This window comes from Bartonella bacilliformis KC583 (assembly GCF_000015445.1).
GTDB lineage: Bacteria > Pseudomonadota > Alphaproteobacteria > Rhizobiales > Rhizobiaceae > Bartonella > Bartonella bacilliformis.
Genome location: NC_008783.1, coordinates 422,905 through 438,456 on the forward strand (window position 1 = coordinate 422,905; position 15,552 = coordinate 438,456).

Here is a 15,552-nt window from a genome sequence, read left to right on the forward strand (position 1 = left end):
AATGGGTTGTACAAGGTCAGTAATAGTTAATGTTTGGATTCTCTTCTAAAATAAATAGGTATTTATGCTTGTAAATCTATTCGCTTATGGATTTGGCTCTGTTAAACGAAAATATTTTGTGATAAAGCAACTGCAATTCTTTACGAGAAGTGAAGTATTTGCTTAACAAAATAAGTAGATAGGTATCTTCTGGTGGAGCTCTTTCAATATTAAAGAGTGTATTTATTTGCATCATTGTGATATTAGCGGATTTTATATAGCGGGAAAAGATAAAACTTTTGTTTTCAAATATTGCTTAGAATTGCAAGAATCGTTATAAAATGCGGGCGTTAATGCAAGTATTTTTTCTTTGGGGTATAGCCAAGCGGTAAGGCACCGGTTTTTGGTACCGGCATTCCCTGGTTCGAATCCAGGTACCCCAGCCAGATTTTTAGGAAGGTTTATTGTAGGCTTTAGCCTATTTTGAAGTTAGCAATAATTTATGAATAAACTTATTGCAAAATATTGCATTGCTTTTTTTCATTCTATTTCTAGGTTGGTGTTTGCATTTGTTTTAAGATTTGATCTTAAGTAGGGTTTAGTTTTTGCGCTTTGGAATGGTATTTAGTACTTTTTACCTGTTCTAAATATTCATTAAAGATGATGATAAAAACTAAATTGATATGAGTAGTCGCTATTTTCTTTTGTACTGTAGATGCCAAATTAAATTTGGAGAGTAAGCTTAACAATTAGAATCGAGGAGATTTTTGAAATGGCTTTTACATTAGTTGATTTACCATATACGTATGATGCTCTTGAGCCTTATATGTCAGCTGAGACGCTTGAATACCATCATGATAAGCATTATTTGGCTTATCTTACCAATACTAACAATTTTGTAAAAGATTTGAGCTTAGAAGATAAAACTATTGAAAATATTGTTATAGAAAGCTTTGGAACTAATCCTGGTTTATTTAATAATGCAGCGCAATATTATAACCACACTCATTTTTGGAAGTGGATGAAAAAAGGCGGTAGCGGCCGAAAACTTCCTGAAAAATTAAACAATGCTATTGAACGTGATCTTGGTGGCTATGATAAATTTCGTGCAGATTTTATTGCTGCTGGTACTGCTCAATTTGGTTCTGGTTGGGCGTGGATTGCTGTTAAGGATGGTAAGCTTGAAATTATGAAAACGCTCAACGGTGAAAATCCTTTAGTTTATGGTGCTCAGCCTATTTTAGGTGTTGATGTATGGGAGCATTCTTATTACATTGATTATCGCAATGCACGGCCTAAATATCTTGAAGCCTTTGTGGATAATTTAATTGATTGGGATTACGTTTTAGCGCTTTATGAAAAGTGCTGATTGAAACAGCTTGTATTATTTTATAGTCATATTCAAAGCTCCATAATTCATTGAATTATGGAGCTTTTTTCAAATAGTAAGAGTTTAATTCACTAACGATCTTTTCCCACTATCTTTAAGATGTATGCGTATATATAGGCAATCTCTTCCAGTTTTGAGAAGCGTCCAGTTGTGCCTGCGTGTCCTGAATCCATATTGGTACGCAATAAAATTTCATTATCATCTGTTTTAAGGTCGCGCAACTTTGCCACCCATTTTGCGGGTTCCCAATAGGTTACACGTGGATCAGTTAATCCTGCAATAGCGAGGATAGGAGGGTATTTTTGGGGTTTAACATTATCATAAGGGGAATAAGAAGCAATAAGATCATAATCTTCTTTTGATTCAAGAGGGTTCCCCCATTCCGGCCATTCTGGCGGCGTTAGGGGGAGTGAAGCATCAAGCATAGTTGTTAGAACATCAACAAAAGGGACATTTGCTACGATGCCAGCAAAGTCCTGTGGAGCTATATTAGCAACGGCTCCCATCAACATTCCCCCTGCTGAGCCACCTTGGGCGACGAGACGGTCATGAGTAGTGAATTGATTATTGACAAGATGACGTCCACAAGCAATAAAATCTGTAAATGTGTTATGCTTAAAGAGATGTTTTCCTTTTTCATACCATTCAACACCTTTATCTTTTCCACCACGAATGTGAGCAATGGCGTAAATAAAACCTCTATCAACCAATGAAAGTATATTGCTGTTGAAATTTGCAGGAATAGAAATTCCATAGGCACCATAACCGTAAAGTAAACAAGGTGCAGTTCCGTTCAGTTTGGTTTTTTTATGATAAAAAAGAGAAATAGGAATTGTTTCACCATCCTCCGCAGTTGCTGTAATACGTCGGGTGATGTAGTCATCTCTATTATGCCCAGAGGGAATTTCTTGCGTTTTTAAAAGCAGTCTGGTTCTATTTTTTATATCATAATCAAAAATTTGATTAGGTGTTGTCATGGAGGAATAGGAAAAACGAATGACTGAGCTATTATATTCTGCAGCGCCTTGCAAAGCTAAAGAATAAGCTTCTTCTGTAAAGGAAATAGAATGAATTTCTTTGGTAGACTGTTCCATTAATTGTATACGAGGCAGTCCTTCAAATAATTCAAGCCAGATAAAAAAATCTTGATAAGCATCATGAGATAGGATGAGATGTCCGAGGCGATGGGGAATAAGTTCAGACCAATTTTCTGATTGCGGTGATGTATATGGCGCTACCATAATTTTAAAGTCTTTTGCATTATCTTGATTAGTAAGAATATAAAAGACATCTCCGCCTTCAGTGAGCGAATACTCAATACCTTTTTGTCGCTTTTTTACACATTGGGGAGGAGAAAGGGGCTCTTTCGCAGGAATAAGCCAGGTTTCTGATGTTTCATGATCATGAATATTAATATAGATAACATCGTTAAGCTTGGAACCGTTTACATGTAAAAAAAATCCTGGATCATTTTCACAAAAAATAAGTTTATCTTGAGATTGGTCAGTGTGTAATTGATGATAATAGAGTTTTGAGGGGCGGTGGTTTTCATCCATTTTAGTATAGAAAAAACCCTCAGACTTAGCATCCCATACAATCTGTCCGGATGTATCAAAAATGGTATCGTCGTAGTCAGATAATGTTTTAAAATTGCGAATTTTAATTATATAAAGTTCAGATCCTTTATCATCGTAAGCCCATGCAGCATGTGTGTGATCAGGAGATATTTGCACTGAACCAAGATGAAAATAATCTTTACCTTCAGCTAAAGTATCACCATTAAGGTAAACATTTTTTTCTCCTCCATTTCTTGGTGTTCGGAAATAATGCGGTTGTTGACCTTCCGTAACATAAGAAAAGCCATAGGCGAAAGGACCGTATTTTACAGGGACAGAACTGTCATTTTCTTTAATACGGCTTTTCATCTCTGTAAAAAGTAAATTTTGTAGCTGTTTCGTATCAGCCATTTGAGCTGCTTGATAGGCGTTTTCTTGCTCAAGATGGTGTCGAATATGTTTGTCAAGACAGTGAGGATTTTTTAAAATATCTGGCCAATTAGAAGCACGCAACCAGTGGTATGGATCATTGCGGAAAATACCATGATGCATCTCTTTATGAATAATTTTAGATGCTTTAGGGGGAAGTATAGATGAGAAAGTCATACATAATCCTATCTGAAAAGATATTAGAAATTTTGTTTGTGTATTAAGAAAACATCATCATACATTTGTGTAGACTATGAGTGCTGTTCTGTCTGTAAAAACATGACAGAAATACCTAATTTTAACATATCGTTTTGTGTCTTATACTACAGTTGCTATCTTGTTTCCGTGCAGGAAAATCTTTATTGATGGTTATAGGAAGATAGGAATATACCGAATTGTATTTTATTTTAAACGGCAGAGCTGATTATTGCAATCGATACAACAGGTATATGTTAAAGAGAAGGTGTAAAGCTTACACAAAAAACCTTAAATAGTAATGTAGAGAGGTCTGATTTTATATTGTTTTTAATGTTCACTTTTTTGTGTTTTTTGTGTATTGAAAAAACTACTTTTTATATTGAAATAAGGTTTTTTAACGCAATATAAATCTGTAATATAATCAGTATTTAAAACAAAAAAACATATGATCTTTAATAATTGTAGCTATGAATTTAAAATTTTAATGATTAAATTTGATATAGAGTGGCTGATTATTGCAGTATTTTAGTTTTTTAGACAAAATTTAATAAACAACATTATTCTGAAGCAAGGAAATAGCTATTTTCTATTATATAATATGTCAAAAATCAGATTTTTATTTGTTTTTTTCACGTTAAAAGTGATTAATTGGAATAATTCAATTGACAAAAAAAATTTTTGTACAATATGAAGTTTACGTGCGTAAAGTTTTTGTGTCATGAATATGAATGCCAAGTCAATGTAGATACAAATAGCGTTTCACAAAACAAATAATGTCTGAATTTTAAGATTAAAGGGAAACAAGGATGGAGCATCACCCAGTCCTAGAGGCTGAAAGCAGTTTAATTATTACATTGGTTGCCGATGTGGTTGCTGCTTATGTGAGTAATAATTCAATTCAGCCGGCAGAAGTGCCAAGTTTGATTGCTGATGTTCATGCTGCTTTTCTTAAAGCAGGAAATACAGCGTCAGTGGAGGTTGAAAAGCAAAGGCCTGCTGTTAATCCAAGACGTTCAATCTTTCCTGATTACCTTATTTGTCTTGAAGATGGAAAGAAGTTTAAGTCTCTGAAGCGCCATCTTATGACACATTATCAAATGTCGCCTGAAGAGTATCGCGAAAAATGGCAATTAGAGAGTTCTTATCCTATGGTTGCGCCTAATTATACAAAAGCGCGTTCAGCTTTGGCTAAGGAGATGGGCCTTGGACACAACCGCCAAAAGAAAAAAAATAAGTAAAATTATACTCTTCCAAAATAGTCTCTAAATTCAATGAAAATGAATGCTTTAGGGAGCATGTCTTAATTTGTGGAAGAGGAGATGATTTATTGAAGCGAGTGTTCGGGTGATTATTAATAGCTCTGGGTACGAATGCGTTGAATCATAGATTTTAGGCCATTTGATCGTTGTGGTGTTAAATTTTCATTTAAACCAAGTGTTTCAATAAGTTCTTCAGCATTAGCGGTACGGATTTCAGAAGCTGTTTTACCTGAGTAAAAGGCGAGAATAATATAAATAAGGCCACGCACAATGTGAGAATCAGAATCACCTTGAAATGTCAATATTGGATTTTCTAAGTTATCACGTGAAGATAAAAGCCACACTTGGCTGACGCAACCAGGCACTTTGTTGGTATCGTTTCGAGAGCTTTCTGGAAAAGGTGGTAATTCATGGCCCAGTTCAATCACATAACGATAACGATCTTCCCAGTTATCGAGGAGAGAAAAATTTTCTATAATATTTTTGATCGTGTCTGCCATAACCTTAATCCTTATTTTATTTTGGTGGGTATGTGATACGTTGGAAGTAACAGATAAGAGAGTTATACAATTAGGATAGTGATTCACTCTGAGAGTTTTTATTTTAAGGTAATTTCATGTTATCCTAGTTCATCTCTTTTATAGTAGAAAGAGAGTTCTCTTTGGGATCAATATTTTTGGATTGTATCGTATCATTATCACCAAATGTGCGATCAAGGTATTCATAGGCTGTTTTTGCACCATTACGTGCACGTTCACCGATTGAACCTAAAAAGGATTTTCCAGTTTCGCAGGTTTGTATATTACGCTCACAGAATTTTCTTAAATCGTTTATAGCTTCTTTAAGAGCAGTAGCTGCATCACTCGTTGTTATATTCGTAGCTATTTGGCTTGAAGAATTGTCATTATTTGGTTTTTTTACAAAAAATGAAATGATGACAAAAACAAACAATAAAAAAAATACTGATTTGATGAAAAAACGTATCATAGAAATCCAACATATCTTAGAAATAAATAGAAAGTAGCAATTTATACTATTTTTTACTGCAAGATTTATAATATCAACATTTTATAAAATTTAGCATTTAATGTTTTTTCACTAAAAATTGCATGTCAAGCTTGCATTGTAAACAATAATATTAACACAATAAGAATTCTTTTATTTTCACTAAATATAATGGATATTATTTTACTGAAAAGATAGAGTAACAGATGATGATAACACTTGAAGCTACGATAAAGCTGACATTTAGGTACTGTAAATTACATATTTTTCATTTTAAAGGAAGCTCAAGGGTAATTAGAGCATTTGAATAAATTCGATGTACGTCAATGATTGGATTTATTTTTGTCCTTTCTCAATTGATTCATACATATATCCACTTGTAAAGGTGATAGATTTTGCTGATTGTGAATTTACACGTTAGCATAAAATTATATTTATTTTAATCATTTAAAGGATATAAAAACAGTAGTGAATATATCATTCTACCACTAAAAGTAAAAAATTTTCAATCTTATGTAAAACACCAAAAAATTAAAATTAGAATAATGACAAAAAAACGCAAGATGCGCAAAACGAAAGTTGTAAAACGGCGTAGTATTATTTTAGCATTTTTTTTGCTCAATGGTCGTTTTCTTTTTTGGGTAGCAAAACGATTATATCATTATACACGTATAAATGCTTTGTTAGTTATAGGTTTATTCTTTTTTGTTGTGAGCTTTGGGTTTATTTTATTTAATGCTTTGTTTTTACAGAAAAAAATAAAAAATGATGTTTTTATTCAAATGAAATTAGCCCCAATTTCAGTTATAGCAAAGAATTCTATTTTGCTTCAGGAACAAGCGATATCCCAAGCTCAAGCTGATGATGTTTCTATGCCTATTGTAAATAATTTACGTCAAGATTCATCTTTATATTCTTTACAAAATTCTTTGTCAGAAAATTTATCGAAGATGCATAAAAAATCAGCAAAATTTGGGTTGTATGATGGCTCTTTGGATAATTCAAAAATACATCATGCTGCAACACAATGGGAACAAAAAGCTACTAATAAAACTGTACCAACTCAAGGTGATATTGTACCAAAACAGTCGGCGGATGAGATCGCTTTATTAATTGAGCGTAGCGAAATGGAGATGGCAAATGACACAGCAACGAAGGGTGTTGTAACTCAGTCAGAGGAAGCTAGTTTAAAGCCTGTTATTGCAGATATTATGCAAGTGCAGGAAGCTTTGCGTGCTTTTGGTAATCAAGAGGTGACAATTACAGGTATAGAAGATCAAAAGACTGTGGATGCTGTAAAACAGTTTCAGAAAATATTTCATCTTCCTATAACGGGTAAGATTGATAACACAGTTTTAATAAAAATGCGCGAAGTTGGTTTGTTAAGTTAAAGATGATTTCTCTTCAGGAAGATTTTCGTTTGAAATTGCTGTAATCCAGGGTTATTATGAACATTGTTTATGACAATGGAGATTATGTTATTTTTGATACGTAACTTTTGATAAAAAATTCCATTATTCATTTTACGTTCATATAGAATAGATTATGAGAAGTCTATGATGGAAAAAATTTTCTTATTTGCAATGCTATTATGCCTAATAAGACTGGATTCCGTTTTGGCTGCTGATTGTACTGGGGTAGGTAAAAGGGTCGCTAATCAACAAGGCGGGATGTTAACTCGTTTGATGCCAATTGTTCAAGATGGCAAAAATATGTGTGTAGTTGTGATTGTTGTGCCTGCTCATAATGGTCAAAAGCCACGACGTGTTGAGGTTATCGTCCCTGCTGATTAATTTTTGTAGGGAGAGTGATGCGTATTTTGATTGTTGAAGATGATCGAGATCTCAATCATCAATTAGCAGAAACCGTGAGAAATGCAGGATATGTTTCTGATAGTGCTTTTGATGGTGAAGAAGCCTATTTTTTAGGAAGTACAGAGTCATATGATGCTGTAATTCTTGATATTGGTTTGCCACGTATGGATGGGATCCGTGTTGTTGAAAAATGGCGCCAAGACGGTCATTTAATGCCTATTTTGATATTAACAGCGCGCGATCGTTGGTCTGATAAGGTGCTCGGCATTGACGCAGGGGCAGATGATTATGTTGTTAAACCATTTTATTTGGAAGAAGTAATGGCACGGTTACGGGCTTTAATCCGCCGAGCTTCTGGCCACGCGACAAGTGCATTATCTTGTGGTGCAGTTTTGTTAGATACTAAAACTTCTCGTGTTTTTGTCGATGGTCAATTAATTAAATTAACATCACATGAATTTCGGCTTCTCTCTTATCTAATGCATCATTGTGATAAAGTAGTCTCAAGGACAGAGCTTATCGAACATCTTTATGATCAGGATTTTGACAGAGATTCAAATACGATTGAAGTTTTTGTAAGACGGTTGCGTAAAAAGCTAGGGGTGGATTTCATTGAGACAATTCGTGGAATGGGTTATCGGGTAACGTTAGGTGGCAAATGACAATTGTGAAGAATAATAGCCGGCTTAAGCGGTTATTTTTTTTCATCGGTAAATCTCTCACTGTTCGTGTTATGATTTTATCGACATTGTGGGTTGCTGTTTCACTTTCGTCTATCTCTGCAATCAGTATTCTATTTTATCAACGGGCAAGTGAACAAAGCCTAGAGCGTATTCTTTCCGCTCAACTTTACGGCCTTATTTCTACGGTGACTGTAACACCTGAGGGGCATTTGAGAGCAATTCCCGGATTTAGTGATATTCGCTATTCAGATCCAACATCAGGATGGTATTGGGAGGTGATGGCTGTATCACCTAATTTGCGTGGAAGGCTGACATCTCCATCATTAGGGAGTAAAATAATTGCTTCACTAAGCGATGTTGAGGTCCCTTTTGATAGTCAATTTTTTCGCTCTTATCGGATAAAGGAAGAGAATGGTCGCAGGCTGCAAGTTACTGAAAGCGATGTTATTCTTGATAATCAGAACCGTGTTGCACGTTTTCGTCTCATCGGAAATATTGATGAAGCCCATGCACAAGTACAAGAATTTAAGCAAACTTTGCAAATTTTTCTTTGGAGTTTTGGTATAGGCAGTGTCCTGATCAATATTGCTATTATCTTTCTTAGTTTTCAGCCATTGAAGCGAATCCGACAAACATTAAATGATATCCGCGAGGGTAAAGCTGATTATGTGAATACGGATTTATTGAGTGAAGTTATGCCACTAGCACAAGAAATGAATGCTCTCATTAATAATAATAGGCGCATTATTGAACGGTTTCGAATGCAAGTTGGTAATCTTGCTCACTCATTGAAAACGCCTTTGTCAGTTATTATTAATGAAATTAATGAAGCGGATAAAATGGTTGGCGAACAGGCCATTTTATTGAGAGAACAAGCTAAAATAATGCAAGATCAAATTAATCATTATTTGCAGCGTTCTAGGGTTGCAGCGCAATGCAACAGTGTTGTGTATCATACGTCTGTTCGCAAAACGCTTAATCGTTTGGTACGAGTTATGGAAAAACTCAACCCTGATAAACATATCCAATTTATCATGGAAAATGATGACATTTTTTTTTCTGGTGCAAGGGAAGATCTAGAAGAAATTGTAGGGAATTTAGTTGAAAATGCTGCTCAATGGTCTCGTACCAAGGTCTTAATTTGTTGCTGCTTAGAAGAAAATGTTGAAGATACAGCATTCTTTAGTATCATTATAGAAGATGACGGTCCTGGTTTAACAGAAGAACAAATTGATGAAGCTTTAAAAAGAGGTCGACGACTTGATGAAAGTAAGCCAGGAACAGGTTTAGGGTTAGCAATCGTTTCAGATATGGTCAATGAATATGGCGGCAATCTTTCCCTGTCACGTTCTGGGTTAGGTGGTTTACGTACGAAAGTTTTTTTACCCAGACGGTAGAATAATTTATCATTTTAAAATAATACAATATCAGAAAATTATCTTTTTAAGTAAGGGGGGATAGAGGAAGTTGGTTGTAGTTTTTTTGATTTTTGTATTGGTACCATAGCGATATGCCCTTGTTAGTTTTTGCTGTAATTTTTCTTATTTTTCTGACAATCGCACTTTTTTTTTCGCTACGTTTTGATTACGAGTTAAAAAAAAGAGGGAAATTTTCAGCTATAAATATCAACCAACGTCAGATCTATAAGACTGAATCTAATTGTGAATGTGACTGCACAGACGTTAAAAAATCACAAAAAGAGCATTTCTCATCCTGCTATTCTAACATTTCTTTTGAAATACAGAAGGGTTTTGTACAAAAGCTTTGCGAGTATCCTAAGAACATTTGTGTTCTTAAAATTACAGGGATTATATTTGTTCTTTTTGTGACAGGGGGCATTTACTATGTGACGGGTGATCCAGAAATTAAAAGTTATTTGTTTAGCGAACTAATGGATAAAGATCCAAAGATGCTCAGTAAGCATGAAAGGATTGTACGTTTGCAAACGCTTTTTTCCCGCAAGCCTGATGATGGTAAAATTGCAGATGAATTAGCGATAAGCTATCTTGAAGAAAACCTCTTTCAGGATGCAGTGAATATTTATTTGGATGCGCTTCGCTTGAATGGAGAATCGGCTCCAAGGTTAGTGGGGTATGGTTTAGCATTAGTTGGGTATGAAGGTGGGGTAATTACGCAGGAAGCACAAGATGTTTTTCAAAAAGCTGCAGATTTAGCACCAAATGATTTTTATCCTCGTCTACTCTTAGCTAATGCGCTTCGTCAGGCAGGTAAGTTTGCACAGGCGATTCAATTTTTAGAAAATTTTCTCCATAAAATGCCTAAAGATATCGCAGGACGGTCACGTGTTGAGGCCATGATAGCTCAGTTGCGTCGTGCGTCTGACTAGATTGTTAGATCATTTACTTAGATCAGTTTACGAGTATTAAGAGATATAAGTTCATTGAACTGATATCATAAATACTTGATAAGAAGTTGCGTTAATATAAAGGATATGCAAAGCATATCCAAATGTTAAGATTTATAAATGGTAAAATGATATTTATACATACAACATGTTCGTAAAAATATTTTTTGTAAGTGAGCTATGAATAGTCAGTCTTTCAAGAATTTTCCTTCACTTAAGTTTATTTCTAAAAAGAGAAGGAAAGAGCGACTTTTAATGGTCTTATTATGTCTTTTTATCATGGCAATTACAACAGGTCTTATAGTGTATGCAATGCGGAATACAGCAAATTTTTTCCGCACACCATCTGAAATTACTAAAGAAGATATTCTAACAGGTCGTGTTTTGCGTTTAGGTGGTATTGTTGAAAAAGGAACTGTTGAACACAATGGAGAGATGCAAGTTACTTTTTTCGTAATTGATCATTTAAAACACGAAAAAGTAGTTTTCAATGGTTTACTACCAGATCTGTTCCGTGAAGGTCAAAGTGTTATCGTAGAAGGTTATTTTGATAAACAGGGGCTTTTTATAGGAAAGCGCGTTTTGGCAAAACATGATGAGACTTATATGTCTAAGGAGACAGCTGATCGCTTGAAGAAACATCACGACATAAAATAAAGAGGCAATTGCAGCGTGCTCATTGAATTGGGTCATATTTTTTTAGCCACAGTATTTGCAGTGAGTTTACTGCAGGTATTTTTATCCATTTTTGGTGTTGTGAGAGAAGAATATTCATTGATGCAGGCAGTGGTATCACTGACTTATATTCTCTTCATATTATTGCTTTTGTCCTTTTTGATTATTGTTCACGCTTATGTAATATCTGACTTTTCTGTTTTGAATGTTGTTAGGAATTCTCATTCAGAAAAACCAATGCTTTATAAGATTGTTGGGGTTTGGGGTAATCATGAAGGATCAATGTTATTATGGGTTTTAATCTTAGCTTTTTTTAGTTTATTGGTTGCTTTGTTTGGACAAAAATTACCAGTGCAATTTAAGGCATCAGTCTTAGGTTGCCAAAGTTTGATAACAAGTGCTTTTCTTTTATTTATTCTTTTTTTATCCAATCCATTTTTACGGATTAATCCACCAGCGTTGCAAGGAAGTGATCTTAATCCTGTTTTACAAGATATTGCTTTAGCCATTCATCCGCCGCTTCTTTATTTAGGCTATGTTGGTTTCTCGGTTTGTTTTTCTTTTTCGGTAGCTGCATTGATTACAGGATATGTCGATAGGGTTTGGGCACGTTGGGTACGGCCGTGGGTTCTTCTCGCATGGATTTTTTTGACACTTGGTATTATGGTTGGGTCATATTGGGCTTACTATGAGTTGGGTTGGGGTGGTTATTGGTTTTGGGATCCTGTTGAGAATGTTTCATTCATGCCATGGCTTGCTGGAACAGCTCTTTTGCACTCTATTCTTGTTCTTGAAAAGCGGGGTGCGCTGAAAAACTGGACTTTATTTTTAGCTATTCTTACTTTTTCACTTTCTCTTATGGGAACTTTTCTTGTTCGTTCAGGTATTTTAATATCTGTTCATAGCTTTGCTGTTGATCCAGCACGTGGATGGGCACTTCTTTCTATTTTGTTTTTTTTCACAGGGAGCGCTTTTTTGCTTTTTGCTTTGCGGGCACCTATTTTGAAAACAGATGGATTTTTTTTGCCAATTTCGCGAGAGGGATTTATTGTTTTAAATAATTTATTTCTCACAACAGCAACAGCAACAATATTGATTGGTACGCTATATCCCTATTTTTTTGAGACGTTAACTGGGCAAAAAATTTCTGTAGGTGCTGCTTTTTTTAACCTTACATTTGGGCCTTTAATGGTGCCGCTATTATTTTTTGTTCCATTTGGACCGATTATAGCGTGGAAGCGTGGTGATTTACTAGCGGTTTTTGAACGATTATGGTTTGTGTTTTTACTATCCTGTATAGCCTGCTTTATAACATTTTATGCAGCATCTTGGCGTGATATTTTTTGCGCTTTAGGAGTGGGGCTTTCAGTTTTCGTTTTTTTGGGTGGTTTGGCTGATCTTTGGGTAAAAAGTGGCCATAGAAAGACACCTTTTTTTGTACGGATTAAGAGGTTTTTAGGATTACCATGGTCCGTTTTTGGTGCCGCGTTAGCACATATGGGATTAGGTATCACACTGTTTGGTATTGTTTATTCTTCACTTTTTGGACAAGAACGTATCTTAGTCATGAAAATAGGCGATAGTATTACGATGGCTGATAAAGTAATACGTTTTGATGAAGTGCGGAATGTCGCTGGATCAAACTATTCTGCAATGCAGTTTGATTTTAAAATATATGAAAATCAAAACTCAATACACACTATGACAGCATCAAAACGATTTTATTCTAGTCAAAATATATCAACAACGAAAGTTGGTATTCAAAGTTATGGTTTTTCTCAATTTTATATTGTGCCAGGTCGTATTGATGACCAAGGTCTTGCTTTGCATATATGGTGGAAACCTTATGTGATTTGTATTTGGTTCGGTGCCTTTATGATGGCAATAGGTGGGTGTTTTTCTCTTTTAAATTATTGGTCTCGGATAAATATACGTCAACGGAGGGGTATTGGCTTCAAACGCACTGAGAAGGGATGAATATGAAAAAGCTTTTTTATAGAGCTGTTATATTATTCTATGTTGTTATTTTTTCTATGCGGTTGGGAATGGCCGTAGAGTTAGATGAGATGTTAGACGATCCTGTCCTTGAATTACGAGCTCGTGATATTTCATTACATTTACGTTGTCCGGTTTGTCAAAATCAATCAATTGATGATTCCAACGCTTCATTGGCACGTGATTTACGCATTTTGGTGCGTGAACGCTTAAAAGCAGGTGATAGTGATCAGCAAGTTATCGATTTTCTTGTTGAGCGATATGGTGCATTTATCTTGTTGAAACCGCCATTTAATAAAGCCACATGGTTTTTATGGTTATCGCCCCTGATAATTTTGATTATTGGTATCAGTTTTATATTTTTCCAGATAAAATACTGTAAATATAAAGAATTAATTGCTTTAAATGCTGATGAAGAGAAAAGTTAATAATATCGTTGAAAGTAAATAAACATTATATCTAGAAAAGAATTCTGGCGAGCTTACATGAATGATGAAGCTTTATTTATAATCAACGATTTTTTATTTAATCTTACAGAACTTTAACAATTTAGACAGAAAACGGTAAGGTCTGCTATTTTATGATGAATTAGGATAGAAATGAAATATTAGTGGATAGGAGCACATAAAATGGTTAATCCCACTTTATATAGGACATTAAGAGCTATAGGTTTTTCGACAGCATTAGCAAGCACAATGTTTTTTAGTGGATCAAACTTATGGAGGAGCGCTGCTTATGCGAAACCTGTGTTCGTTACGTCAGGTCAACAGCAAGGGTTTGCAGATATTGTTTCTCAAGTAAAACCTGCTGTTGTTGCTGTACAGGTAAAGAGCGATAAAAAAGAAACAAAAAAAGATCGATTTTTTGGTGGTTTTTTTGGAAGTCCAGGGATGGATCAATTACCAGATCAACATCCTTTGAAAAAGTTTTTCGAAGAATTTCATGAGTATGCTTGGCCTAACGACAAATATTCAAATCGTTCACGTAAACCCCGTTCTGTTGCATTCGGGTCTGGATTTTTTATTTCATCGGATGGTTATATTGTGACGAATAATCACGTAATTTCTGGTGGAACAAGCTATTCTATTGTTCTTGATGATAGCACAGAACTCGAGGCAAGGCTAATTGGAACGGATCCTCGAACTGATCTTGCCGTATTGAAAGTGGATGATAAGCGAACATTCACATATGTTGATTTTGCAGATGATACGAAAGTTCGTATTGGTGATTGGGTTGTTGCTGTTGGCAATCCATTTGGTCTTGGTGGAACTGTGACAGCAGGGATTGTTTCAGCGCGTGGGCGTGATATCGGTGCTGGTGTTTATGATGATTTTATTCAGATTGACGCCGCTGTTAATCGAGGTAATTCTGGTGGTCCAACTTTTAATCTAAATGGGCAGGTTGTTGGGGTTAATACAGCATTTTTCTCTCCTTCCGGTGGAAATGGTGGAAATGTTGGTATTGCCTTTGCTATTCCTGCAATAACGGCACAACAGGTTGTGAAACAGATCATTGAAAAGGGTTCGGTTCAGCGCGGTTGGATTGGTGTTCAGATTCAAGCAGTTACGAAAGAGATTTCTGATTCAGTTGGTTTAAAAGAAGTGAAAGGTGCTTTGGTTACTGATCCGTTAAAGGGGCCTGCACAAAAGGCAGGTATTAAGGCAGGTGATGTGATCATTTCAGTAAATGATAAAAAAGTCACTGATGCGCGTGATCTTGCAAGGCGTATTGCAAATATTAGACCAGGAGAAACAGCGACTTTAGGTGTTTGGAGATCTGGTAAAGAGGATAGCGTTAAGGTGAAGATCGATTCAATGCCTGAAAGCGAAAATAAGGGAGAAGGTTCAAAATCTTCAAGCAAGAAAGGTGGTTCTGAAACACTGGAGGATTATGGTTTAATTGTAACCACTTCTGATGATGATTCAGGGTTGATTGTTACGGATGTGGATTTGGATTCAGATGCAGCAGAGAGGGGAATTCGTCCCGGTGATGTCATCGTGACAGTCAACAATAAACCTGTCAAAAAGGCATCTGATGTTGCCGATGCAATCAAGTATGCACAAGAGTTAGGGCGCAGTGCGATATTACTACAAGTGCGGACAAAAGATCAGAATCGTTTTGTTGCTCTTCCAATTATTAAAAAGTGATGTTGTTGGCATTGGGACAGAGGTTTTATAAATTTTTGTCCCAATAATTATCGATTG

At 35.4% G+C, this 15,552-nt stretch carries 14 protein-coding genes and 1 tRNA gene; 12 read left to right on the forward strand and 3 right to left on the reverse strand.

Going from position 1 to position 15,552, the window contains the following annotated elements:
• Positions 1-350: 350 nt before the first annotated feature.
• Both BARBAKC583_RS02015 and BARBAKC583_RS02020 read left to right on the forward strand, forming a co-directional pair.
• Positions 351-425: transfer RNA gene (locus BARBAKC583_RS02015), tRNA-Gln, on the forward strand.
• A gap of 326 nt (positions 426-751) precedes the next feature.
• Entirely contained in the window at positions 752-1,348 is a 597-nt protein-coding gene (locus BARBAKC583_RS02020; protein ID WP_005766448.1) for a superoxide dismutase, read from the forward strand.
• Positions 1,349-1,440: 92 nt separating this feature from the next.
• On the opposite strand, the gene BARBAKC583_RS02025 is transcribed toward BARBAKC583_RS02020, so the two are convergent.
• On the reverse strand, positions 1,441-3,531 hold the full coding sequence (locus BARBAKC583_RS02025; protein ID WP_005766450.1) for a S9 family peptidase: 2,091 nt from the start codon (positions 3,529-3,531) through the stop codon (positions 1,441-1,443).
• Positions 3,532-4,358: 827 nt separating this feature from the next.
• Between BARBAKC583_RS02025 and BARBAKC583_RS02030 the strand changes: the two genes are divergently transcribed.
• Positions 4,359-4,790 carry a Ros/MucR family transcriptional regulator gene (locus BARBAKC583_RS02030; protein ID WP_005766451.1) on the forward strand — a complete coding sequence of 144 codons (432 nt, stop codon included), beginning with the start codon at positions 4,359-4,361 and terminating at the stop codon, positions 4,788-4,790.
• A gap of 113 nt (positions 4,791-4,903) precedes the next feature.
• On the opposite strand, the gene BARBAKC583_RS02035 is transcribed toward BARBAKC583_RS02030, so the two are convergent.
• Complete coding sequence (locus tag BARBAKC583_RS02035) at positions 4,904-5,311, reverse strand: SufE family protein (protein WP_005766453.1); 408 nt, start codon at positions 5,309-5,311, stop codon at positions 4,904-4,906.
• 124 nt (positions 5,312-5,435) lie between these two features.
• Positions 5,436-5,798, reverse strand: coding sequence for a DUF5330 domain-containing protein (locus BARBAKC583_RS02040; protein ID WP_005766455.1), 363 nt, complete (start codon positions 5,796-5,798; stop codon positions 5,436-5,438).
• A gap of 563 nt (positions 5,799-6,361) precedes the next feature.
• On the opposite strand from BARBAKC583_RS02040, the gene BARBAKC583_RS02050 reads away from it, so the two are divergent.
• The 9 genes from BARBAKC583_RS02050 (at position 6,362) to BARBAKC583_RS02095 (ending at position 15,495) form a co-directional block, all read left to right on the forward strand.
• A complete protein-coding gene (locus tag BARBAKC583_RS02050; RefSeq protein ID WP_005766457.1) occupies positions 6,362-7,207 on the forward strand; it encodes a peptidoglycan-binding domain-containing protein in 846 nt (281 codons plus the stop codon).
• A 165-nt stretch (positions 7,208-7,372) separates the two neighbouring features.
• Positions 7,373-7,609, forward strand: a complete 237-nt coding sequence (locus tag BARBAKC583_RS02055; protein ID WP_035453124.1) for a hypothetical protein — start codon at positions 7,373-7,375, stop codon at positions 7,607-7,609.
• A gap of 17 nt (positions 7,610-7,626) precedes the next feature.
• Entirely contained in the window at positions 7,627-8,292 is a 666-nt protein-coding gene (locus BARBAKC583_RS02060) for a response regulator transcription factor (RefSeq protein ID WP_005766461.1), read from the forward strand.
• Positions 8,289-9,710: a sensor histidine kinase gene (locus tag BARBAKC583_RS02065; protein ID WP_005766462.1), complete on the forward strand. Its 1,422-nt coding sequence runs from the start codon at positions 8,289-8,291 to the stop codon at positions 9,708-9,710. Before BARBAKC583_RS02060 ends, BARBAKC583_RS02065 begins: the two co-directional genes overlap by 4 nt.
• 113 nt (positions 9,711-9,823) lie before the next feature.
• A complete protein-coding gene (locus BARBAKC583_RS02070) occupies positions 9,824-10,660 on the forward strand; it encodes a tetratricopeptide repeat protein (protein ID WP_005766464.1) in 837 nt (278 codons plus the stop codon).
• Positions 10,661-10,858: 198 nt separating this feature from the next.
• Positions 10,859-11,335: a cytochrome c maturation protein CcmE gene (ccmE, locus tag BARBAKC583_RS02075; protein ID WP_011807322.1), complete on the forward strand. Its 477-nt coding sequence runs from the start codon at positions 10,859-10,861 to the stop codon at positions 11,333-11,335.
• Positions 11,336-11,350: 15 nt separating this feature from the next.
• A complete protein-coding gene (locus BARBAKC583_RS02080; protein WP_005766468.1) occupies positions 11,351-13,330 on the forward strand; it encodes a heme lyase CcmF/NrfE family subunit in 1,980 nt (659 codons plus the stop codon).
• A gap of 2 nt (positions 13,331-13,332) precedes the next feature.
• On the forward strand, positions 13,333-13,776 hold the full coding sequence (locus BARBAKC583_RS02085) for a cytochrome c-type biogenesis protein (RefSeq protein ID WP_011807323.1): 444 nt from the start codon (positions 13,333-13,335) through the stop codon (positions 13,774-13,776).
• Positions 13,777-13,977: 201 nt separating this feature from the next.
• A complete protein-coding gene (locus BARBAKC583_RS02095; RefSeq protein ID WP_005766472.1) occupies positions 13,978-15,495 on the forward strand; it encodes a Do family serine endopeptidase in 1,518 nt (505 codons plus the stop codon).
• Positions 15,496-15,552 lie beyond the last annotated feature (57 nt).